Source organism: Bacillus sp. JCM 19034 (assembly GCF_001310635.1).
Taxonomy (GTDB): domain Bacteria; phylum Bacillota; class Bacilli; order Bacillales; family Bacillaceae_D; genus Halalkalibacter.
Window position 1 is genome coordinate 137,258 of the sequence record NZ_BAXR01000006.1, and the last position, 22,902, is coordinate 160,159.

At 37.7% G+C, this 22,902-nt stretch carries 18 protein-coding genes, 6 pseudogenes and 1 other annotated feature; of the genes and pseudogenes, 20 read left to right on the forward strand and 4 right to left on the reverse strand.

All coding sequences use genetic code 11. The features are described 5' to 3' along the window. Window positions 1–42: 42 nt before the first annotated feature. From proV to JCM19034_RS11660, 3 genes and pseudogenes are all read left to right on the forward strand, one after another. Window positions 43–1,274: pseudogene (proV, locus tag JCM19034_RS11650) on the forward strand (glycine betaine/L-proline ABC transporter ATP-binding protein ProV). Beyond that, window positions 1,274–2,119, forward strand: coding sequence for a proline/glycine betaine ABC transporter permease (locus JCM19034_RS11655; RefSeq protein WP_062049908.1), 846 nt, complete (start codon window positions 1,274–1,276; stop codon window positions 2,117–2,119). The pseudogene proV and the gene JCM19034_RS11655 overlap by 1 nt, the downstream one beginning before the upstream one ends. Further along, window positions 2,119–3,060, forward strand: coding sequence for a glycine betaine ABC transporter substrate-binding protein (locus tag JCM19034_RS11660; RefSeq protein ID WP_062049910.1), 942 nt, complete (start codon window positions 2,119–2,121; stop codon window positions 3,058–3,060). The genes JCM19034_RS11655 and JCM19034_RS11660 overlap by 1 nt, the downstream gene beginning before the upstream one ends. Before the next feature lie 230 nt (window positions 3,061–3,290). Here the strand turns inward: JCM19034_RS11660 and JCM19034_RS11665 are convergent, their stop codons facing one another. Both JCM19034_RS11665 and JCM19034_RS25000 read right to left on the reverse strand, forming a co-directional pair. Then, window positions 3,291–3,803, reverse strand: a complete 513-nt coding sequence (locus JCM19034_RS11665) for a CBO0543 family protein (protein WP_062049911.1) — start codon at window positions 3,801–3,803, stop codon at window positions 3,291–3,293. Window positions 3,804–3,883: 80 nt separating this feature from the next. After that, complete coding sequence (locus JCM19034_RS25000) at window positions 3,884–4,396, reverse strand: CBO0543 family protein (RefSeq protein ID WP_062049913.1); 513 nt, start codon at window positions 4,394–4,396, stop codon at window positions 3,884–3,886. Window positions 4,397–4,689: 293 nt separating this feature from the next. Here JCM19034_RS25000 and cymR point away from each other — a divergent pair, with 293 nt between their 5' ends. The 10 genes and pseudogenes from cymR to JCM19034_RS11710 all read left to right on the forward strand — a co-directional run bounded on the left by cymR (window position 4,690) and on the right by JCM19034_RS11710 (window position 12,693). Further along, entirely contained in the window at window positions 4,690–5,109 is a 420-nt protein-coding gene (gene cymR / locus JCM19034_RS11675; protein ID WP_062049915.1) for a cysteine metabolism transcriptional regulator CymR, read from the forward strand. A gap of 24 nt (window positions 5,110–5,133) precedes the next feature. Continuing rightward, on the forward strand, window positions 5,134–6,285 hold the full coding sequence (locus JCM19034_RS11680; RefSeq protein ID WP_062049917.1) for a cysteine desulfurase family protein: 1,152 nt from the start codon (window positions 5,134–5,136) through the stop codon (window positions 6,283–6,285). Between the two features lie 16 nt (window positions 6,286–6,301). Beyond that, window positions 6,302–7,423, forward strand: coding sequence for a tRNA 2-thiouridine(34) synthase MnmA (mnmA, locus tag JCM19034_RS11685; RefSeq protein WP_062049919.1), 1,122 nt, complete (start codon window positions 6,302–6,304; stop codon window positions 7,421–7,423). Window positions 7,424–7,509: 86 nt separating this feature from the next. Next, complete coding sequence (locus JCM19034_RS11690) at window positions 7,510–8,166, forward strand: lipopolysaccharide assembly protein LapB (RefSeq protein WP_062049920.1); 657 nt, start codon at window positions 7,510–7,512, stop codon at window positions 8,164–8,166. 11 nt (window positions 8,167–8,177) lie between these two features. Further along, on the forward strand, window positions 8,178–8,360 hold the full coding sequence (locus tag JCM19034_RS25005; protein ID WP_370621912.1) for a hypothetical protein: 183 nt from the start codon (window positions 8,178–8,180) through the stop codon (window positions 8,358–8,360). A 16-nt stretch (window positions 8,361–8,376) separates the two neighbouring features. Beyond that, window positions 8,377–10,461: pseudogene (locus JCM19034_RS11695) on the forward strand (ATP-dependent RecD-like DNA helicase); the annotation flags it as partial. Window positions 10,462–10,511: 50 nt separating this feature from the next. Continuing rightward, window positions 10,512–10,979, forward strand: a complete 468-nt coding sequence (locus JCM19034_RS11700; protein ID WP_062049922.1) for a PRC-barrel domain-containing protein — start codon at window positions 10,512–10,514, stop codon at window positions 10,977–10,979. 13 nt (window positions 10,980–10,992) lie between these two features. Beyond that, window positions 10,993–11,193 carry a hypothetical protein gene (locus tag JCM19034_RS11705; protein ID WP_062049924.1) on the forward strand — a complete coding sequence of 67 codons (201 nt, stop codon included), beginning with the start codon at window positions 10,993–10,995 and terminating at the stop codon, window positions 11,191–11,193. Between the two features lie 17 nt (window positions 11,194–11,210). Next, complete coding sequence (locus tag JCM19034_RS24105) at window positions 11,211–11,339, forward strand: hypothetical protein (protein WP_269431696.1); 129 nt, start codon at window positions 11,211–11,213, stop codon at window positions 11,337–11,339. Window positions 11,340–11,445: 106 nt separating this feature from the next. Beyond that, window positions 11,446–12,693, forward strand: coding sequence for a sugar MFS transporter (locus JCM19034_RS11710; RefSeq protein WP_197276400.1), 1,248 nt, complete (start codon window positions 11,446–11,448; stop codon window positions 12,691–12,693). 114 nt (window positions 12,694–12,807) lie between these two features. Here the strand turns inward: JCM19034_RS11710 and JCM19034_RS11715 are convergent. Together JCM19034_RS11715 and JCM19034_RS11720 are read right to left on the reverse strand one after the other, a co-directional pair. Further along, a pseudogene (locus tag JCM19034_RS11715) lies at window positions 12,808–14,629 on the reverse strand (UbiD family decarboxylase). A gap of 118 nt (window positions 14,630–14,747) precedes the next feature. Further along, window positions 14,748–15,140: a thiol-disulfide oxidoreductase DCC family protein gene (locus JCM19034_RS11720; protein ID WP_062049928.1), complete on the reverse strand. Its 393-nt coding sequence runs from the start codon at window positions 15,138–15,140 to the stop codon at window positions 14,748–14,750. 154 nt (window positions 15,141–15,294) lie between these two features. On the opposite strand from JCM19034_RS11720, the gene JCM19034_RS11725 reads away from it, so the two are divergent. The 7 genes and pseudogenes from JCM19034_RS11725 to alaS all read left to right on the forward strand — a co-directional run bounded on the left by JCM19034_RS11725 (window position 15,295) and on the right by alaS (window position 22,824). Continuing rightward, complete coding sequence (locus tag JCM19034_RS11725) at window positions 15,295–15,510, forward strand: hypothetical protein (protein WP_062049929.1); 216 nt, start codon at window positions 15,295–15,297, stop codon at window positions 15,508–15,510. Between the two features lie 171 nt (window positions 15,511–15,681). Continuing rightward, window positions 15,682–16,533: a pirin family protein gene (locus JCM19034_RS11730; RefSeq protein WP_062049932.1), complete on the forward strand. Its 852-nt coding sequence runs from the start codon at window positions 15,682–15,684 to the stop codon at window positions 16,531–16,533. A gap of 44 nt (window positions 16,534–16,577) precedes the next feature. Further along, on the forward strand, window positions 16,578–17,567 hold the full coding sequence (locus tag JCM19034_RS11735) for an NAD(P)/FAD-dependent oxidoreductase (protein WP_062050086.1): 990 nt from the start codon (window positions 16,578–16,580) through the stop codon (window positions 17,565–17,567). Between the two features lie 13 nt (window positions 17,568–17,580). Further along, window positions 17,581–18,098, forward strand: a pseudogene (locus tag JCM19034_RS11740) (NADPH-dependent FMN reductase). Between the two features lie 108 nt (window positions 18,099–18,206). Beyond that, on the forward strand, window positions 18,207–18,569 hold the full coding sequence (locus JCM19034_RS11745; RefSeq protein ID WP_062049933.1) for a VOC family protein: 363 nt from the start codon (window positions 18,207–18,209) through the stop codon (window positions 18,567–18,569). Between the two features lie 226 nt (window positions 18,570–18,795). Further along, window positions 18,796–19,859, forward strand: a pseudogene (locus JCM19034_RS11750) (AI-2E family transporter). A 44-nt stretch (window positions 19,860–19,903) separates the two neighbouring features. Next, window positions 19,904–20,106: a binding site (T-box leader), on the forward strand. A 76-nt stretch (window positions 20,107–20,182) separates the two neighbouring features. After that, window positions 20,183–22,824 (forward strand): annotated as a pseudogene (gene alaS, locus JCM19034_RS11755) (alanine--tRNA ligase). Window positions 22,825–22,902 lie beyond the last annotated feature (78 nt).

Genomic DNA, 22,902 nt, shown 5'->3' on the forward strand with positions numbered 1-22,902 from the left:
AGTGTTGATGAAACGGAAAACCTTAGAGACGAAGGTGAAAGAATGACGAATAAAGAAGTGAAAATTAAGGTCGAAGCTGTTACGAAAATATTTGGGAAAAATATCAAGCAGGCCTTGCAAGAATTAAAGAAAGGGAAAACGAAACAAGAAATCCTTGAGAAGACAGGTTGTACAGTTGGGGTCAATCAAGCAAGCTTTGAGGTTAATAAAGGCGAAATTTTTGTCATTATGGGTCTTTCAGGTAGTGGAAAGTCGACTCTTGTTCGTTTGTTAAATCGATTAATTGATCCTACGGGTGGTCAAGTACTCATTAATGGCCAGGATGTTGTTAAAATGAGTAAGGAGCAGTTACGAACAGTAAGAAGAAAAGAAATTAGTATGGTTTTCCAAAAGTTTGCACTCCTTCCGCATTATACGGTTTTACAAAATACGGAGTACGGTCTAGAAATTCAAGGTATACCTAAAGAAAAGCGAAGAACACAGGCTTTCAAATCATTAGAATTAGTTGGGCTAAAAGGTTATGAAGAACAATATCCCAGTCAGCTGAGTGGTGGTATGCAGCAGCGAGTTGGATTAGCTCGGGCACTTGCAAATGATCCGGATGTGCTGTTAATGGATGAAGCGTTCAGTGCATTGGATCCCCTTATTCGTAAAGATATGCAAGATGAGTTGCTAGAATTGCAGTCAACGATGGAAAAACAATTGTTTTTATTACACATGACTTAGATGAGGCTTTACGCATTGGTGATCGTATTGCGTTGATGAAGGATGGGAATATCGTTCAAGTTGGTACTCCAGAAGAAATTTTAATGAATCCTTCAAATCAGTATGTCGAACGTTTCGTAGAAGATGTTGATCTCTCTAAAGTATTAACAGCGGAGCACGTGATGAAACGTGCTGAATCGATTCAGCTTGAAAAAGGACCACGAGTAGCATTGCAGTTGATGAAAGAGCGTGGTATTTCATCTGTCTACGTAGTGAACAAGCAAAACAAATTACTCGGTGCCTTAACGGCAGATGACGCAACGAAAGCGATAGAACAAAAAGTTGGTATTTCTGACATTATGACAACCGAGCTATTAACGGTTCGACCAGATATTGTTCTAACAGATTTATTTGAGAAAGTGTCTCAAGCCGGTGTTCCGGTAGCAGTTACTGATGAAAATGAACGATTAAAAGGGATTGTTGTTAAAGGAGCCGTTATTGGTGCTTTAGCTGGAAATGAAGAGCATATAAATGATCTCGCTAGTAAGAAAATTGGGGAGGTGAACTAATGGATTCATTACCGAAACTCCCAATTGCAGAATATGTAGATTCATTCATTAGTTGGTTAACGGCTAACTTAGGTGGACTATTCGATTTTATTAGTGCGATATTAGGTGGCATTGTTAACGGAATTGAAGCAGTATTACTTTTCTTACCACCGATTGTCTTTATTATTATTATTGCCCTTATTGCTTGGAAGACGAGTAAGTGGAGAATGGCGATTTTCTCAATAGCAGGATTACTTCTTATTTGGAATTTAGGTTATTGGGACGGGATGACAAAAACATTGTCACTTGTGTTAACAGCAGTTATTGTATCTATTATTGTTGGTATACCGATTGGAATATGGGCATCACAGAAAAATACTGTGAGACAAATTGTCACACCAATTCTAGATCTCATGCAGACAATGCCGGCATTTGTTTATTTAATACCAGCTATATTCTTCTTTAACATTGGTGTAATACCTGGTGTTGTGGCGTCAGTCATTTTTGCAATGCCACCTACTATTAGATTAACAATATTAGGAATTCAACAAGTTCCTAAAGATCTTATTGAAGCAACAGAAGCATTTGGTTCGACAACTGCTCAACGCCTTCTAAAAGTTCAATTGCCACTTGCTACACCAACGATTATGGCAGGAGTTAACCAAAGTATCATGTTAGCCTTATCGATGGTTGTTATTGCTGCAATGGTGGGGGCACCAGGTCTTGGAGCAGATGTATATCGTGCTGTTACACAAGTTCGAACAGGGACAGGTTTTGAAGCTGGTCTAGCGATTGTGATTATTGCAATTATTCTAGATCGGATTACTCAAAATATAGGAAACAAAAAACAAGGGGGAACACAGTAATGTTAAAAAAATTATTAGGTGTTACAACCGCAACCGTATTGGCTATGGGTCTTGCTGCTTGTGGAAGTGATGAGCAGCCAGATAGCGACTCACAAGTTGATGAGTCTGTAGAAGAAAATACGGATGAAGCAACAAGCTTTGATGGTTCATCCGTCGATTACCAAATCGTCGGTATTGATCCAGGTGCAGGTCTTATGAACATCACAATCAATGAAGTGTTGCCACAATATAATCTTGAGGATGACTGGACGGTAGTAGAAAGCTCAAGTGCTGCAATGGTTGCATCATTAACGAGTGCGTATGCAAATGAAGAGCCAATTATCGTAACTGGATGGAGCCCGCACTTTAAGTTCAATAACTTTGACCTCAAATATTTAGAAGATCCGTTAAATATTTATGGTGATGCCGAAGATATTCATACTGTTGTTCGTTTAGGATTACAGGAAGATCATCCACAAGCTTATAAATTTTTAGATCAATTCCAATGGGAGACTGACCATGTGGAACATGTTATGGCTTTGATTAATGATGGTGAACCTGAAGCAGCAGCTGCAGAACAATTTGTCCAAGAGAATGAAGATCTTGTCGCTACATGGACTGAAGGTGTAGAATCTGTTGATGGAGATGAAATTGAACTATTATATGTTGCTTGGGAAGAAACGATTGCAGCAACAAATGTAGTTGGACACGTGCTTGAAACGCTAGGCTATGATGTCACATTAACACAAATTGACGCGGGTCCAATGTGGGCAGGAATTGCTTCTGGAAGCGGAGATGCGATTGTTTGTGCTTGGTTACCGACAACTCACGCTGAATATTATGAAGAATATGAAGGTCAATTTGAGGATTTAGGTTCAAATCTCCATGGAACCCAGCTTGGTTTAGCTGTTCCAACTTATATGGAGGATGTAAATTCAATTGAAGATTTAGTGGTTGAATAGAGATGAAAAACGCGCAGCATAAGGATGCGCGTTTTTTCTCGGTTGCTGATATTTTTTCATGAATAAGGGAGTCAACATAGAAAAAGTGTAGATGGGTAGATTTCAATAGATTAGAATTATTAGACCTGTCCGCATCTGTAAGCAAGTTGGTCAAATACCGTGCTATCTATTAGTTGGCTTTGATCGGGAAAGATTTCCATAAAATCATTCGTAAGTACTGCAATCTCGTATTATCTATCAAAGACGTGACTGTACTTATGAGGTGAACGTAGGTTATCGATTTTACGAATAACTTCTATAATAAGTCGGTTTAGCAATGATTTTAACGTTATAGAAACGAATGAATGCTTCCAATTCCATCCTTTATCCCAATGAATAAAGGATGTATTTTGTACTGCCCACATTTCAAATAGCAAAATTGGAACTGTAAATAAGAACACTTTGCTAAAAATAAGTAATACTGAGTCATGTCGTGTCACTTGGTTGAAGAGAACCATAATTGTCGGATATACGATAGTATCAAATAAAAAATTACTATTTAACACTTTTGGGAAAAGTCTAACTGGATAGGAAAGCATTCTTTTTGAAACGATAAAAGCATCGATTAATATGTTTGAGAAAGCATTAAATAAATAAGCAAGTAACCAATCTTTAATAGGAGGTCTTCTTAATAAATAAACTAAGAATAGAATAGATACTATGAAGATTGAATATAACAGTTTTTTCTCGGATTTTGCATTCATGCAGCATAAACACCTCTTGTTAAGTTAACGGTGATAAATAAAAGGGTAAATTTTCGAATTTATAAAGAATAGTGGTCCTTTCAGTAAGTGTTTACCAAAAGGGATTCGAAAGCGAATGATATAAAATAGTACAGTAATAAAAGATAAAACGATAGTAAAAAAGGACGTTGTCGAAATAAATAACTAAAAATATACATTTTAAAGTAAATGAAGCTTGACCACATATTATTCCAGCCATTTTTATATACGATTAATTTGTTTTTTATAGCAACCCATTCACCAATTGATGAGACAATCGTCCACGATAACACATATATAATTTGCTTCGGTAATGTACGAGGAAATCGAGATAAAAAACCGAGAGCGAGTAATGGGGTTCCAATAAATAAGTGCAGGGCGCGCAGTTGGTTTACTTTAAGTAGCTTGTCTCTAAATTCCCATAAAAGCTTCCCCTTAAATAAGTAGTAATAACAAGAGTTAATAAAAATCACATATAATAAGCTTTTGTAATATTTAGGTAAGACTTGCCAAGATTTTAAGAAAACATTGACAATAATAATGACCAATACATAAATAAAATGTGGATGTTTCATCTGTGTTCACCTTTTCTTAGATCTTTCTATTATGATCATAGTATGTCATCAGCACACTTATGTCATTCACTAAAAACTTTATAGGTAGATGGGAATATTAGTAAAGGGGCAGTATGACAATTAAATAGAAGGTAATGAATTGCTTACTCTCTTATAGTATGAGGTGGATGTGCAATAAACGAAATCAGTGTAAATGCATAAATAGATGAAAACATGCTATAATGACTAAGAATTAAATTGAGCGATATTGAATCATAAAGCCATTTTAATATAGAAGTGAGGTAGGGTATTTTATGAAGATTTCGACTAAAGGTCGTTACGGATTAACGATTATGATTGCATTGGCGAAAAAGTACGGAGAAGGGCCTGTATCATTAAAATCAATTGCTAAGGAGCATGAATTATCGGAACATTATTTAGAGCAGCTGATTGCCCCGCTACGGAATGCAATGCTAGTAAAAAGCGTTCGCGGTGCCTATGGAGGATATATGTTGGCTAAAGAAGCAAAGGATATTACAGCAGGAGATATAATTCGCGTATTAGAAGGTCCAATTTCTCCAGTTGAGGTAATGGAGGATGAGGAACCAGCTAAACGAAATTTATGGATGAAAATTCGTGACGCAGTTAAAAATGTATTAGATGAGACGACATTAGAGGATTTAGCGACATATGAAGATGATGGAAAACAAGAATATTATATGTTCTATATTTAAAAGGAAGAAAGACGGTGAATCGAATTGGATTTAGTTTATGTTGATCATGCTGCAACATCTCCGCTACACCCTGACATACTTGAAGTAATGATGCCTTACTATACGACACATTTTGGGAATCCTTCAAGTATTCATCAGGCAGGTAGACGTGCGAGAGCTGCATTAGATCAAGCTCGTTCTGAGATCGCATCCCTACTTCAAGTGAAAGAAGAAACGTTAGTTTTTACAAGTGGGGGAACGGAAGCCGATAATATGGCTATTATCGGTTATGCATTTGAGAATCAAGAGCGAGGAAGACATATTATTACGTCGCAAATTGAGCATCATGCTGTACTACATGCTTGTCAAGAATTAGAAGCAAGAGGGTTTGAAGTGACCTATTTACCTGTTGATGAATCAGGTGAAATTAATCCACAAACCGTTAAGGATGCACTTCGTGATGATACGATATTAGTGACGATTATGTATGGTAACAATGAGGTAGGTACGATCCAACCAATTGCAGAGATTGGTGAAATGCTGCTTGATCATCAAGCTGCGTTTCATACTGATGCGGTACAAGCATGTGGAGTACTTGAGCTTAACTTAAACTCTTTACCAGTCGATATGGCATCGTTCTCTGCACATAAAATAAATGGACCAAAGGGAATCGGTTTGCTATATACGAAGGAAAGAGTGAAGCCACTTTTATATGGTGGTGAACAAGAGCGGAAAAGACGAGCGGGTACAGAAAATGTAGCGGCGATCGTTGGTTTTGCTCAAGCGTTAAAGTTAGCTACTTCAACACTTCAAGAACGGAAAAAGCAATACGAGGAGTTTTCACAAAGGATCATTGATGGCTTAGTGAGTGAGAAGGTTGAGTTTACAATTAACGGTAGTCAGTCTGAGCGTTTACCACATATTATTAATGTAAGCTTTCCAGGAATTCATATTGAACAGTTGCTTATGAACCTAGACTTGGTAAATATCGCTGCCTCTAGTGGTTCAGCATGTACAGCTGGTTCAGTCGAACCGTCTCATGTTCTTGTAGCTATGTTTGGTAAAGAGGATAAACGTTTGACATCAGCGGTTCGCTTTAGCTTCGGATACGGCAATACAAATGAACAAATTGATTATGTTGCTTCGCAAACAGCAGCAATTGTCAATAGACTTCGTGAGACGGAGCAATTCATATAATATAGAGGTGATAACAATGAACAAACGACCAGAGGAAACACGTGTCGTTGTGGGTATGTCGGGAGGTGTGGATTCATCTGTAACTGCTTTACTATTAAAGGAGCAAGGTTATGATGTAATTGGCATTTTTATGAAAAATTGGGATGATACAGATGAGAATGGTTTTTGTACAGCGACGGAGGATTATGATGACGTTATTCGTGTCTGTAATCAAATTGGAATTCCTTATTATGCAGTTAATTTTGAAAAACAATATTGGGATAAAGTGTTTTCGTATTTTCTTGAAGAGTATAAAGCTGGTAGAACACCGAATCCTGATGTTATGTGTAATAAAGAAATTAAGTTTAAAGCATTTTTAAATCACGCAATGACACTAGGTGCAGATTATGTTGCTACAGGACATTATGCCAGAGTTGAAATGAGAGAAGGTCGTGCTCACCTCCTTAGAGGTGTTGATGATAATAAAGACCAAACGTATTTTCTTAATGCCTTATCGGAGAAACAATTATCAAAGACGATGTTTCCTATTGGACATTTACCGAAAAAGGAAGTGCGAAAAATAGCAATTGAAGCAAACCTTGCAACAGCAACAAAGAAAGATAGTACAGGTATATGCTTTATCGGGGAACGTGATTTCAAAGAATTCTTATCGCAATATTTACCAGCTCAGCCTGGGGATATCCAAACTCTTGAAGGTGAAGTGAAAGGAACGCATGATGGCCTCATGTACTATACTTTAGGACAACGTCAAGGTCTAGGTATTGGTGGTGCAGGCGAGCCTTGGTTTGTGATAGGAAAGGATTTAGAACGTAATGTGCTCATTGTCGGTCAAGGCTTCCATCATGAAGGTCTGTATTCAGAGGCCCTCGATGCAATTGATGTGAATTGGATTAATGACGAACCAACAGAGCAATTTCGATGTACTGCTAAGTTTCGCTACCGCCAAAAGGATGAGCCTGTTACGGTAATGCCAAATGAAGATGGCACGGTGCGTGTTACCTTTGATGAACGCCAACGGGCGATTACACCAGGTCAAGCTGTTGTGTTTTATGATGGCGAGGTTTGCTTGGGTGGAGGAACGATTGATCATATCATTTCTTCAAATCCATATCATGCGAAGCTAGCGAAACAATCATAAGTAAACATCCGGGTTTGCTTCAAAGATAACGATTAGATCTTTGGGGACAAGCCCCTTTTATTGAACCTTTACAAGGAGAGAGTAAGATGACGTTAATTGAGCAAGGCATTCGACTTATGAATGAACAAAACTATGAGGAAGCTGCAAAATGTTTTACATCTGCAATTGAAAAAGATCCCAAAAACGCAACCGGTTTTATTAATTTTGGTAATTTGCTTGGGATTGTTGGTGAATTAGAGCGTGCACTTGTTTTTTTCGACAAGGCGATTGAATTAGATGAGCATGCTGCAACGGCATACTACGGTGCAGGAGCTATTTATTATAAACAAGATCAATTTGAAGAGGCAGTTAAATTATTTCGCCAAGCGATTAAATATAAATTGGATGAGCCTGATGTACACTTTATGCTTGGGATGAGCTATTATCAACTTGGTTCTTTACCACATGCACTTAGTTCATTGAAGCGAGCAGTCGAACTAAATGATGAAGACATTGATGCGAGATTTCAATATGGGCTTTGTTTGGCACAGCTGAATCAAGTTGATGAAGCTCTTGAAGAATTTAAACGTGTTGTCGAACAAAATGAAGAACATGCTGATGCACACTTTAATTTAGGGGTAGCGTACGCTTATAAAGATGAACCGGGGTTAGCTTTACAATCTTTCAATAAAGCGTTAGAGATACAGCCTAATCATATGCTTGCGGCTAATGGTAAGAAAACTGTAGAAAATGCCTTGAAGTAAGGGTGAAATGTATGAGTGAGGAAATTGAAACGGTTGAAAGAGGTTTTGTAAAAGGAACGATCCTTCATATATTGTTTCGAAATGAAGAAAACTACTATACAGTGGCTCTCATTAGAGTGGAAAAAACGAATGAAGATATAATAGAAAAAAAAAGTAACCGTTGTCGGATTACTACCACAAACGGAACCAGGTGAAACGTTTTTATTTTATGGTCTGTTTACCGAGCACCCAAAATTTGGTTTACAATATAAGGTTGAGCAATTTAGACGAGATTTACCACAAACAAAAAGTGGGATTATACAGTATTTAGCAAGTGATCGTTTTCCCGGAATAGGTAAGAAAACAGCAGAAGCGATTGTTGAACGTCTTGGTGAACGGGCAATTACTCGTATCGTTGAAGATCGTACTGTGTTGTATGATATTCCGAAGCTGACAAAGCAAAAGGCAGATCAGCTTTATTCCGAGCTCATTGAACAACAAGGTGTTGAACAAGTGCTGCTTGAGCTTTCAAAGCATGGCTTTGGTGTTGAGCTTTCGTTAAAAATATATCAAACTTATAAAATTCAAGCACTTGATATTATTCAAACGAATCCATATAAGCTAATTGAAGATGTTGAAGGGATTGGTTTTAGACGAGCTGATATTCTTGGAGCAGCAATTGGTATAACAGGCAATCACCCTGATCGAATTCGAGCAGGCTGTTTATTCTTTATCCAAGAATTTTGTTTACAAGAAGGTCATGTATTCCTTTATCGTGAACAATTTGTTCCTCAAGTCATTTCACTTCTCTCAACACCACAATCTCAAATACATGTTGAAGAAGTGGAAGAACAGTTGCTCATGATGGCTGAAGATGATCTGATTGTTGAGGAAGATGGCCGTGTCTATATGAAGACTTTATTTTTTGCAGAGAAAGGCATTGTCACGAACATAAGACGTATTATTTCACAAGAGGTTGAAGATGAATTTCCTGAAGCTGAATTTTTAAAAGAATTAGGTAAGCTTGAGGAAGAGCAAAAATTAACTTATGCAGCATCACAAAAGGAAGCCATTCAAACAGCTCTTTCATCACAAATGATGATATTAACAGGTGGACCCGGAACTGGCAAGACGACGGTTATTAAAGGAATAGTTGAACTGTATGCACGATTACATGGATTGTCGCTTGATCCAAAAGCTTACTCCGGGTCAAATCCATTTCCAATCTTACTTGTTGCTCCGACAGGCAGGGCTGCTAAGCGAATAAATGAATCAACGAATTTACCGGCAACAACAATTCATCGTCTGCTCGGTTGGAGCGGAAATGGCAGTGGTTTTGAAAAAGGTGATCATGAGCAAATTGAAGGTGAGCTTCTGATCGTAGATGAATGCTCAATGGTTGATATTTGGTTAATGAATCAATTATTAAAAGCTGTTCCGCAAAAAATGCAAGTGGTTCTTGTAGGTGATCAAGATCAGCTACCATCCGTAGGACCTGGGCAGGTTTTTAAAGATTTTCTTGATTCAAAAGTCATTCCAACCGTACATTTAACAGATATTTATCGGCAGAAGGAAGGTTCTTCCATTATTGATTTGGCTCATGCGATTAAAGACAATTCTTTACCGGAAACAATTGCAGAGCCTCAAGTTGATCGGCGTTTTTTTCCATGTAAACTAGAGCAGGTAAAAGATGTTGTTGCACAAATTTGCGAAAATGCTGTAAAAAAAGGGTATACAGCAAAAGAAATTCAAGTTCTTGCCCCGATGTATAAAGGGCAAGCGGGGATTACAGAGTTGAACTTGCTTTTGCAGGAGCTTTTTAATCCAAAAAAAGAAGGACGAAGAGAAATTAATTTCGGCGATGTCATTTATCGTACTGGCGATGTCGTTTTACAGCTAGTTAATAATCCAGAAGAACACGTATACAATGGAGATCGTGGTGAAATAATAGCTATTTTTTATGCAAAGGAAAATGTGGAAAAACAAGATCAAGTTGTCGTCTCATTTGATGGAAAGGAAGTTGTCTATCCTAAACGTGAATTAAATCAAATTACACATGCATACTGTTGTTCGATTCATAAATCTCAAGGAAGTGAATTTCCGATTGTTGTGATGCCAATCTTGCGAAGTTACACTAGAATGCTTCGCAGGAATTTAATTTATACAGGAATTACACGGGCAAAGCAATTTTTACTATTATGTGGTGAATTATCTGCACTGCGAACAGCGATTACTGAACAAAATGAACTTAATCGTCACTCGATGTTGAAGGAGAAGCTTGAATTGATGGCAAGTGGTAAAAGTCAACTAGCATAAACAGTTCCATCTTGTTAGATCATATAAATGTTCGGAAGGTGGCGATATCTTTGCGGACGTTTTCAACCATTGAAGGATTTCCAGTCCTCGTTAAATCTACAGGTCAAGAGTGTGGCCATATCACTGACTTAGTGTATAAAAACGGGAAAATAATTGGACTTCTCATTGACCCAAAAGGCTTGCTTGCAAGACAGCGCTTCCTAGCCGTTTCCGATGTGGATAGCTTTGGTCCTGATGCCATAATGATTGAGAGTGCAGAGCAACTAAAACCATTTGAGAAAACAGATTCTCTTTTACTAAAGCATGGAAAAGAACGTCTACAAGGAATCGCTTTGCTAACAAATGAGGGCGAAAAGCTTGGTTTAATGGAAGATGTATATTTTCATGAAGAAGTGGGGACAATCGTAGGGTATGAAGTGACAGATGGGTTAATCGCTGATCTAATGGAGGGAAGAAAGGTCGTTAAGAGTGATAAACAATTAACGATTACCAAAGGACGAGCGATTATGACCGAGTAAGAAAGGAGCTCGTATCATGCATTGTCCAAACTGCCAAAGTAAAGATATCGGAAAAATAGGAACAAACCAGTATTATTGCTGGAGCTGTTTTGTAGAAATGACATTATCCAATGGGAAGCTATCAATGCACCAAGTCGAAGAGGATGGCACACTCAGTTCATTAGACGACCTATTTGAGGACCATGATTTACAAATTGAAATGGAAGCCAACTAAAATAGGTGGTGACAGTGATGCGTAAAGCGGTAACAACCTCATTAATTGCTCTAGGAATTGGTGCAGCAGCATGGTCAATGAATGGTCGTAAAAAACAAAATCGATTCCAGCAAATGATGAAGCCAGTAAATAATATGTTTAAATAAGGCTATAAGACAAGTCCAAAATGGGCTTGTCTTTTTTGATATTGCTTTACTGAAACTCTTTTTAGATACCAAAATTTAATATAGTATACTAGGGAGGGTTGTCACGTTGGGGGAAATTTTTTTGAAACGATCTTTAAAAAGGAACTACTACATACTTGTAACTGTTGTGTTTATCGGATTTTTATTATTTGGGATTTCAGAAAATGTAAGAGGGCCAGCAATTCCAAAAATTCAAGATGACTTTAAAATAGGAGAAGCTCAGCTCGGCTTACTATTAGCTCTAAATTCCTTAGGTTTTTTATTGGCCTGTACGTATACGTCCGTTTTAGCAAATAAAATTGGCATAAAAGCGACAGCAACTTTAGCCTTTGTCGCAATGGCACTTTCAGGAGTTTGTTTATTTGCTTCTACTTCTTTTTCATATTTAGTGGCTTCTTTCTTTTTTCTATATATCGGAAATGGGATGTTAGAGATTGCCTTAGCCATTATAGCAGCACAAATATTTAAAAATCATACAGGAACGATGATGAACCTTTCACATTTTTTCTATGGTTTAGGCTCAACACTTGCACCTGTTATGGCTGCTTCGCTTATGGGATGGGAGGTAGCCGGTGGTGAACTAGGTTGGCGCTACATGTATATGCTTGTCCTATCGCTGTCAATTTTGCCAATTATTCCGACTTTACTCGCTCGTTTTTCAAAGGAGGATGAGGACGAAGGGGAAGAAAAGACCTCTTTTCAGAAGTTAGTAAAAGACCGCGTCGCATGGATGATCGTACTAATATTAACTTTTGGTTCGACAGCGGAGCTAGCAACTGCAAGCTGGTTAGTCAATTATTACGTTCATGTCTTTGATTGGTCCATTGAGGATGCATCGAAAGTTTTGTCACTATTCTTTTTCTTTTTTATGTTAGCTAGACTGTTTCTTGGTCCTGTTACTGATAAAATGGGTTATGCTCGTTCCATTTTACTATTTTCGCTAATCTCAGGTGTATGTGGTATCGTTGGGATTATACTCGGGAATCACGGTGCTTTTGCGATTGCTTTAGCTGGAGCAGGTATTGCTCCAATTTACCCTACAATAATGGCATTGTTAGCTAAACGTTATAAAAAAGGGACAGGAACGGCCATTGCGTTTTCGGTATCTATAATGGGAATTGGGAGTGTTATCTTTAATTTATTTATTGGATTTTTTATTGAAGGTTTGAATATGATTACGGATTATTTTGGAGTATTCTATGGGATGAATATTGGTATGCAAATTGGCTTTGCTCTTATTATAACGACTCCATTTGCTTGTGTTATTAGTTGTCTATTTTTAAGTAAATTATTGAATAAAGAAGAGGAAGTGTGAAATTTGACATTTAACTGAGCAAATACAATGATTGAAATAAAAAATCCAAACCGAATTCAACTACAATTGCGATTGAATTAGTTTGGATTTTCTTTTATAGCCATTATTTTGTTATCACGCTTGCTTAATCGTCCCATCCTCATGAAAGAATCGTTGAATCCGCTTTTCAACATCATGGTCTAGAACGAGCGGTGGTGCGTGATGTGGTTTTATCCGTGCATCAATAATCATTGTGTCACAACCCCAATGTTTGTATTGATAGAAGCTATTTACACCATAAATGTCATGTGATGGGTTACTGCGTGTAAAGGTTGCCCATAGAAAATTGGAAATGGTGTCACTTAAAAATGTACTATCATCGCAAACAATCAGTAAAGGACATGTTGTTAAATCAACTTTTGCAAGTGTCGTACAAAACTCCTCTATTTCAACTTCAGCTTGCTTATAGGTAGAAAAACTAGATCCTTCAATCGCCACAACACCAGGCATAATAAGTTTAGCTTTATTAAATACCGGATTCGTATGTAGTTCTTCAGGAACGTTTGTACAAAGTTGACGCTTCTGTTTACCATAGGCGGCTATGATTACCTTACTACCTGAATTAAGTCCTGTCCCTGAATAATCAAGTGTATCAATCGTTGTATTTGTTTGAAAATGAATGTCGCGACGAAAATCTACACGTTCTAGGATATAGGATAAGAACTGTTTTTCGTCATGAGTTGTAATCGGTTCTTGATCTTCAGCAGTTATAAATAAATATTTTGCTAAGCTCAGCTGTCCAGTACCTAAAATGTTGTTAGCGATTGTCATTAATTCGGCTGGACGTTTCACCTCTTCATAAGGGTATAACGTTCACTTCCTATTGCAAATAACAGTGGATGGACGCCTGCTGCATCAACTGCATGAACTTCCTTTACGCCAGGTATTTGCTGCTTTACGGCGTCGCCTGTTAATTGATGAATCAAATCTCCAAATGAAGTATCCTCCTGTGGAGGTCTGCCAACAACAGTGAACGGCCATATCGCATTTTTGCGAGCATATACTTTATGAACACGTAGTACAGGAAAAGGATGAACAAGACTATAATAACCTAGATGATCACCAAATGGCCCCTCAGGCTTTGTTTCATTTGGATGAATTTCACCGGTTATTACAAAATCAGCATCATGACTAATACAATATCCTTCAACATAGCAGTAATGAAAGCGCCGTCCAGCAAGTAAACCAGCAAATGTTAGTTCACTTAAACCTTCAGGAAGTGGCATGACAGCGGATAACGTATGAGCTGGTGGTCCACCTATGAAAATGCTCACCTTAAGAGGCTGACCTTTTTTAGTAGCCTTTGTTTGATGGACACCGATACCACGGTGAATTTGATAGTGCATCCCCACTTCTTTATTAGGTTCATACTCATTGCCACTTAATTGAACTCGGTACATTCCTAAATTAGCGTTCATAATTCCAGGCTTGTCCGGATCTTCACTGTATACTTGAGGCAATGTAATAAATGCACCTCCATCATCAGGCCAGTGGTGAATGTGCGGCAAATCAGTTATTGAAATTTCCTCCATATGAGCAGGTAAGCGATTTCCTGTATTTTTAGGTAATGCCTTTGAAGCAGCTAGTCCTGTTTTTACGTGTTTTATCGGTTGTTTTACCGCTTTTATTGGATCGTTTCTAAGCTGAATGACGCTTTCAGTTTGATTCCAAGTGTTTCGAAACATATATTTACTACGTTCAATTGTTCCAAAAAGATTGGATACTGCCGGGTATTTAGAGCCTTTCACATTTTCAAACAGAATGGCAGGCCCGCCTTTTTTATAGACGTTTAAATGTATGGCAGCCATTTCGAGATAAGGGTCGACCTCTTCTTTAATGCGAACAAGCTCGCCTTTTTTTCTAAATCAATAATACATTCTTCTAAAGATCTGTACATTTTAAAGCTCCTTATGAAGACAAATTTACTTTTAGTATACCGCCTTTCCTTATGTTCTGTCTCGCTAGAAACATCCAAAATATGTGACAGCACTCTAACAAATAGCCCAATTAAATATTTAGTCTAAAAAACGCTTTTTCATATCATTTGTTAAAAGTAAGCATTGATCCTTACGACCGAACCACCTGTAACGATTTTCTGCTATTAAACGGTAGTATACATCTCGTAATGGCTTTGGAATAATTATGGCCGTATATAAGAGCTTCCACGCTCCATTTAAATGCTTACATATACGTAAAACAGCTTCTGATTTCGTAAAATAGTGGTCGCCCTCGATAACGACAACACTGTCCGTTGATTTAGGAACACCGTATTCTGATAAAAGTTGTTGCCCAATATCACTTTGTAATGAAGCAAATTGGAAACGAGCATTCGGGTCACGTTTGATGATAAATTGAACACCTTTGTTACATACTGAGCAATCGCCATCGATTAATACAATACGTTTCATATGATACACTCTCCTTATGAAAGCAGTAATAGTCGGTTATAACGATTGTAACATTATTTATTAAGATGGGACCGTTTTAAAGCTATTTGATAAGTTGCTTATATATACAGTAAGATAGTATTAAAAAGTAATTTCTAAAAAGGTGGTGTCATTTATGGGGGAAGCAAATCAAGATATTTATATTGATCCTAAAAAGGTATTAATTATTTTAGGTGCGCTCATTTTCGGAGGATTGCTGTTAGTTTCCTTTATTCATGCAAATTTCTACGCAGAGAAATATTCATCTGCATTTTTATGGCAATTCCGAGGAACAATTGTTGGAGCGGGAATCATTTATTTTGCACTAACTTTTATTATGAACAGAAATTGACAAGATCATTAAAAATCGTTTTAACCAAAAATCCGAATGGTGAAGTTTGACAGCCTTCGGATTTTCTTTTTTTCAGTTATCAAGTTTATTTCTTTGCAAAAGGTTAAAGATTATGATGTAATGCTAGTGTATACTTTTTATACTAAAATGTATATAAAAGGGGTGGACGTTATGAAACAAAGACGTATAAAGGATAAATGGACAGTACAGTACGAAGAAATGAGTTTTCCATTTATCCAAAAGGGTTGGATATTGCCTAGTGGAAGGTATGCTGAATTTGATCCATTTATTATTATGGCAGAAGATTGGTTTAAAAGAGGTGCTTTCTCTGATCATCCTCATAGAGGATTTCAGACGATTACATATGTTGTTGATGGCCGATTAGAGCACATTGACAATAGCGGTAGTAGAGATATTCTTGAACCTGGTGATGTTCAATATATGAATGCGGGGACTGGGGCTAGGCATGCTGAGGAGGCTGTTTGTGAAGGGATTGCTCATACATTACAGCTTTGGTTGAATTTACCGAGCAAGTTAAAATATTCAAATCCTTATTATCAAAATGTTTATACGGAAGAAACACCAAGCTTCGAAGTAGAGGGTGGGAACATAAAAGTATTTGCTGGTACTTTTGGTGATGTTGAAGGACCGTTAAAAGCTATGGTTCCTATTACAATTGCAGAAATTAATTTGGAGCAAGGGGCGAGTTATGTGCACAAGCTACCAGCTTTACATAATGCATTTGTTTATATGTTATCAGGTGAGGCGGAAATTGGTAGTGAGAAGACTGTTTTGAAAAAGCATCAAGTTGGTTTATTGCAGACAAATGAAAGAATAGAGACTTTGGATGATGAGTGTCCCATTTATGCTCGCTCAAGACGGGTGAAAATACTTATCTATTCAGGTGAGCCGATTAATGAGACGATCGTTCCATATGGTCCTTTTGTCATGAACACAGAGGAAGAAATTAAAGAGTGCTATAAGGACTATCGTGAAGGTAAATTCGGACCACCTGCTAGGTGAATATAAGGAAATATGTAAAAAGCTATGAAGGGATTGGGAGAAGCATGAACAATGAAGAACTATTTGATGTAACGATTATTGGGGGAGGACCAACAGGGTTATTTGCGACCTTTTATGCAGGGATGCGTGGTTTAAAGGTGAAAATAATTGACAGCTTAGGGCAGCTTGGAGGTCAAATCGCTGAATTGTATCCGGATAAATATATTTATGATATAGGTGGTTTTCCAAAAGTACTTGGCAAGGATTTTGTGAAAAATTTAGAGGAGCAAGCAGCGTTTGCTAATCCGACCATTTGTTTGAATGAAACTGTTCTCGATGTAAAGAAGAGTGATGATGAAACTTTCACGTTAATATCAAATCTTGGCCAGCATTATTCAAAAACGATTTTGATTACAGGAGGAATAGGGGCCTTTGAACCGCGTAAGTTAAAGGTAGATGGGGAGCAACTATTTGAGGGCAAGAGCTTACATTATTCAGTAAAAGATTTGGAGATGTTTAAGAATCAGCGTGTACTTGTTTGTGGTGGTGGCGATTCTGCAGTCGATTGGTCTCTCATGCTTAAAGATGTCGCTTCACAAGTCACGCTTAGCCATCGTAGAAATGAATTTAAAGCACACGAAAGCAGTGTTAATGAATTAAAAGCTTCCACTGTTGAAATCAAAACACCATATTCTATAAAACAGTTAATTGGTAATGGGAATAAGCTAAAACAAGTTGTAATCGTTCAAAAAAATGGTGAAGAAGAGATAATAGATGTCGACCATATTATTGTGAACTATGGGAATATTTCTTCTTTAGGACCGATTAAAAGCTGGGGTCTTGAGATGGATCGTCAATCCATTCTTGTTAATACAAAAATGGAAACAAATATAAAAGGAATATTTGCAGCAGGTGACATTGTAAACTATGATGGGAAGGTAAAATTAATTGCGGTTGGTTTAGGAGAGGCCCCGATTGCGATAAATCATGCGAAATCGTATATTGATCCTGCTTCACGAGTACAACCGTTGCATAGTACAAGTGTATTTAAATAGGAGGCAAGAGATAATGAAAATAGTCGGTGTTTCTGGTTCAATAATCGGGTCGAAAACAGCAAAAGTAGTGAGCGAAGTACTTGAAGTAATAAAGCAGAAAAATCCAGAAGTTCATACGGAGTTAATCGATTTAAAGGAGTATGAGGTTGATTGGGTACGTGGCTTGCCATTAGAAAAGTATAACGCTGATACGAGAAAAGTAATTCAATCAATCGTTGAAGCAGATTCACTTATATTTGGAACACCGATATACCAAGCATCTATTTCGGGGTCTTAAAAAATTTATTCGATCATTTACCGATGGGAGTCTTTCAATCCAAAAAAACGGGAATAGTAGCCACAGGTGGAACAGAGCGTCATTTCTTAGTACCGGAATATCAGTTAAAACCGATATTACAATTTTTAAAAGGAACAGTTCCAACGACACAAGTGTTTGCAGTTAATGCACATTTTAATGAGAATAATGAGATTATTGATCAAGAAGTAGTAAATCGAATTGAATTATTAGCAGCAGCGATGATAAACGACTAAGAGAAGGGAATGCCACAGACTTCACTTATGGAGGACTGTGGTATTTTTTACTTGTTATAATTAAGATGAAACAAAGTCAATCAAATACATAAGAAAGGGAGTGTCGCAATGATTAAAGGTGTTCACCATATACAAATTACAATTCCTAAAGGTAAAGTGGAGGAAGGCCGAGCCTTTTATTGTACAGCTTTAGGTCTAGAAGAGATTCCTAAGCCTGAGGTGCTACAAGGAAGAGGAGGCTTCTGGGTGAATGTAGGTGATCGTCAAGTTCATGTTGGAACAGAAGACCAATTTGATCGAATGCAGACGAAGGCTCATATTGCTTATGAAGTAACAGCTATAGAATATTGGAAAAAGAAATTACCGACTTTAGGTATTGATGTTATCGAAGCAATTCCGATTCCGGGCTTTGAGCGATTTGAATGTCGCGACCCATTTGGAAACCGAATCGAATTTATTCAGAAGCTTTAAACTAGCTGGCCACATTGACGTAGAACATGCTTTTAAAATCAATATTTAAGGCTATACTCGCATTTGTTTAATTTTGCTTTTTTATATTATAAAAGGGATAAAACCATAAACGCTAATTAACTTCTTCTATATCATTAGTGTCCGTTTATATGAACGGCTATTTTTTTTTGTTCTTCTTATGATGATTACTCACTAATTGGTCATACTAACGACAGAGGTGAGTAAGATGGATAAATCGAGAATAGTAAGATGGTTATACTGGTCTAGCCTAATATTAATTATCGTTCTAATCTTATTAGTTTTCATCCACCTTACTCCATTGCTTACGCCTATTTATGCTGTTGCAAGTGCCCTAGTTCTACCGTTAGGAATTGCAATTGTCATCGCTTATTTACTTCATCCGATTGTCGAGAAGCTTCACGAAGTTGGGTTATCAAGAACAATTGCTACATTAATTCTCTTTCTTAGTTTGATTGGTTTACTCGTTTTAATTGGAATGCTTGGGTTTCCTGAATTGAAAAACAACTTGAACTTTTTGTTGAAGCTGTACCAGAGCAGGTTCATATGATTGAGGAAGCGACAGATGAAATGGATGATCAAATCGATACACTGCCCAAACCAATTAGGTTACAAGTTGAGAATTGGCAAAGTCAATTAGGTCGGTTAGGTCAACATATTTTGAATCAAGTACAATCAGTCGTTCTCTTTTTTATAAGATCATTTTTTTCATTAATTGTCATTCCGTTTTTAGTTTTTTATTTTTTAAAAGATTACGATCAAATTCGGAAACTATGTTGGTACGTCACACCTCGAAGGTGGCGTAAACCTTTACAGAGATTTATGAAAGATGTTGATGATGCAATAGGTGGGTTTATAAGAGGACAACTGCTCGTATCGTTGCTTGTTGGTCTCTTTTCAACGATTGGTTTATGGCTACTTGGTGTTCCGTATCCTATTCTTCTCGGTATGTTTATTGGGCTGCTTGATCTTATTCCGTTCTTTGGTCCGTACATCGGTGCAGCACCTGCTGTTATTGTTAGCTTTTTAGAATCGTGGCAGCTAGGGTTATTTACAATTTTACTATTATTTATTATTCAACAAATAGAAAGTAACCTCCTTTCTCCTGTTATTGTTGGTAAGAGTATTCACCTTCATCCTGTTTTAATTATTTTAGCGTTAATCGTTGGGATTGAAGTTGGAGGATTTCTAGGTATGCTATTAGCCGTTCCTTTATTAGCTATTTTAAAGGTGATGTTTTTGCATATACGTTCCTATCGCCTCACCCGTTGACATTTGCTTGTTACATTTCTATAATAAAGGAGCGAAAAGAACAGGTGAAATCGATGATGGAATGAGTACGAGGCAGTTCCACTTTTAGAGAGGTTTATCCTAGGCTGAAAGATGAACTAAGTGAAGGGCTTCCGAAAGCTACTCCAGAGTGTAGTTAAACACTACCGTTAGCCGCGTTAAGGTATGAAAGTGATAGACGATGTCTATAATTAGGGTGGTACCGCGTGATCAAGCTCTCGTCCCTTTGTTTAAGGGAGTGGGGGCTTTTTTCTATATACATAGTACGGTCATACACCAATTACATGTAAAAGGAGACGATAATGATGAAACAGTTAACATCCGCACAAGTAAGACAAATGTATTTGGACTTTTTTAAAGAAAAGGGTCATGATATTGAACCGAGTGCTTCGCTCGTCCCACATGATGACCCAACTTTATTATGGATTAATAGTGGTGTGGCAACATTGAAGAAATATTTTGATGGTCGTGTTATCCCTACAAACCCACGGATTACAAATGCACAGAAATCAATTCGAACTAATGATATCGAGAACGTTGGAAAGACTGCTAGACACCACACATTTTTTGAAATGTTAGGGAACTTTTCAATTGGCGATTATTTTAAGGAAGAAGCGATTGAGTGGGCGTGGGAGTTTTTAACAAGTGAGAAGTGGATTGGATTTGATCCTGAAAAATTATCAGTAACGGTGCATCCTGAAGATCATGAAGCATATGCTTATTGGCACGATAAGATTGGAGTACCAGCTGAACGTATCATTCGATTGGAAGGGAATTTCTGGGATATAGGGGAAGGTCCTAGTGGTCCTAATACAGAAATTTTCTATGATCGTGGTGAAGAGTATGGGAATGACCCTGAAAATCCTGAGCTTTATCCAGGTGGAGAAAATGACCGTTATCTAGAAGTTTGGAATTTAGTATTCTCACAATTTAATCATAATCCAGATGGTACATATACACCTCTGCCTAAGAAGAACATTGATACAGGTATGGGGCTAGAGCGAATGGTATCCGTTATTCAAGATGTCCCGACTAACTTTGAAACGGATTTGTTTATGCCAATTATAAAAGCAACTGAACCAATTTCTGGACAAACCTATGGTAAGAATGAAGATCTTGACGTTGCCTTTAAAGTGATTGCTGATCATGTTAGAACCGTTACATTTGCGGTCACAGATGGAGCATTGCCATCAAATGAAGGTAGAGGGTATGTATTGCGTCGTCTATTACGTCGTGCCGTACGTTATGCAAAATTAATCGGGATAGATCGTCCATTTATGTATGAGCTCGTTCCGGTCGTTGGCAACATTATGGTTGATTTCTATCCTGAAGTGAGAGAAAAGACAGAGTTTGTTCAAAAGGTTATTAAAAATGAAGAAGAACGATTCCATGAAACGTTACATGAAGGCTTAAGTATTTTAAGTAAGATTCTAGAAGAGGCGAAAGCGAAGAATAAGCAGGTCATATCTGGGCTGATGTATTCCGACTTTATGATACGTATGGTTTTCCAGTCGATTTAACTGAGGAGTATGTTGAAGAACAAGGCTTAACTATAGATCGTGAAGGTTTTGAACGGGAAATGGAAGGCCAGCGTTCACGAGCACGTTCGGCGAGACAAGAATCTGGTTCTATGCAAGTTCAAGATGAACTTCTTGGCCAAATTACAGTTAATAGTGATTTTGTTGGTTATGACACACTTGTTGTGGAGAATACAAAAATTGAAGTGATCATTGCGAACAAAGAAATAACTAAGAAAGCAAACGAACAAGACCAAGTTCAGATTATGTTAAGTAACACGCCTTTTTATGCTGTAAGTGGTGGACAGATTGCTGATATCGGTCAAATTCGCGGAGAAGGCTTTGTTGCTGAGGTTCAAGATGTAACAAAAGCTCCTAATGGACAGCATCTACATACAGTTGTTATTAAGGAAGGTGTGATAACCGAAGGAGCGACGGCTATAGCCGAAGTTGATCCAGCAAGTAGAAAGGCGATTATAAAAAACCACACAGCCACTCATTTATTACATCAGGCGTTAAAGGATGTTCTTGGAGAGCATGTGAATCAAGCTGGATCGCTTGTATCTGCTGAACGTCTACGTTTCGATTTTTCGCATTTCGGGCAGGTGACGAAGGAAGAGCTTGCTCAAATCGAAGAAAAGATTAATGAACAAATTTGGCAAGCTATCGATGTTGATATTTCATTAAAAAAGCTTGATGAAGCAAAGGCTATGGGGGCAATGGCACTTTTTGGTGAAAAATATGGAGAAACGGTGCGAGTTGTCAAAGTCGGCGATTATAGTTTGGAGCTTTGTGGTGGTTGTCATGTTCGAAATACGGCTGAAATTGGCTTATGTAAGCTTGTGAGTGAATCAGGAATTGGTGCAGGCGTAAGGCGTATTGAAGCAGTAACGGCACAGGGTGCTTATGAGTATATGGGTAGTCAACTAAACGTTCTTCAAGAAGCTGCTTCACTAGTAAAAGCAAAACGAGTAGAAGATGTTGTGCAACGGTTAGAGTCATTAAATCAACAATTGAAAGAACTTCAACGCGAGAATGAATCTTTATCGGCAAAATTGGGTAACATGGAAGCTGGAACCCTAATTGACGATGCTGTTGAAATTAACGGTGTTAAAGTGCTTGCGAAAAAAGTAAATGCTGCGGATATGGATGGTTTACGTGCAATAGTTGATAAGTTAAAGAAAGACTTATCATCAGGTATTATAGTTCTTGGGGCGGTATCAGGTGAAAAAGTTAATATTGTTGCGGGCGTAACGAAAGATTTAATTGATTCTGGCTACCATGCTGGAAAGCTAGTCAAGGAAGTGGCAACACGCTGTGGTGGAGGCGGTGGAGGCCGTCCAGATATGGCACAAGCGGGTGGGAAGCAGCCAGCTGACCTTGAGAGTGCTCTTGCTTTTGTTCATGAATATGTAAATACAATTTCCTAAATGAATTGATTTGGTGTACAATGGAAGCAAGAGACAAGCTAGCTTTTTTGGGTAAAAAAGAGACTAGCAATGAATGAA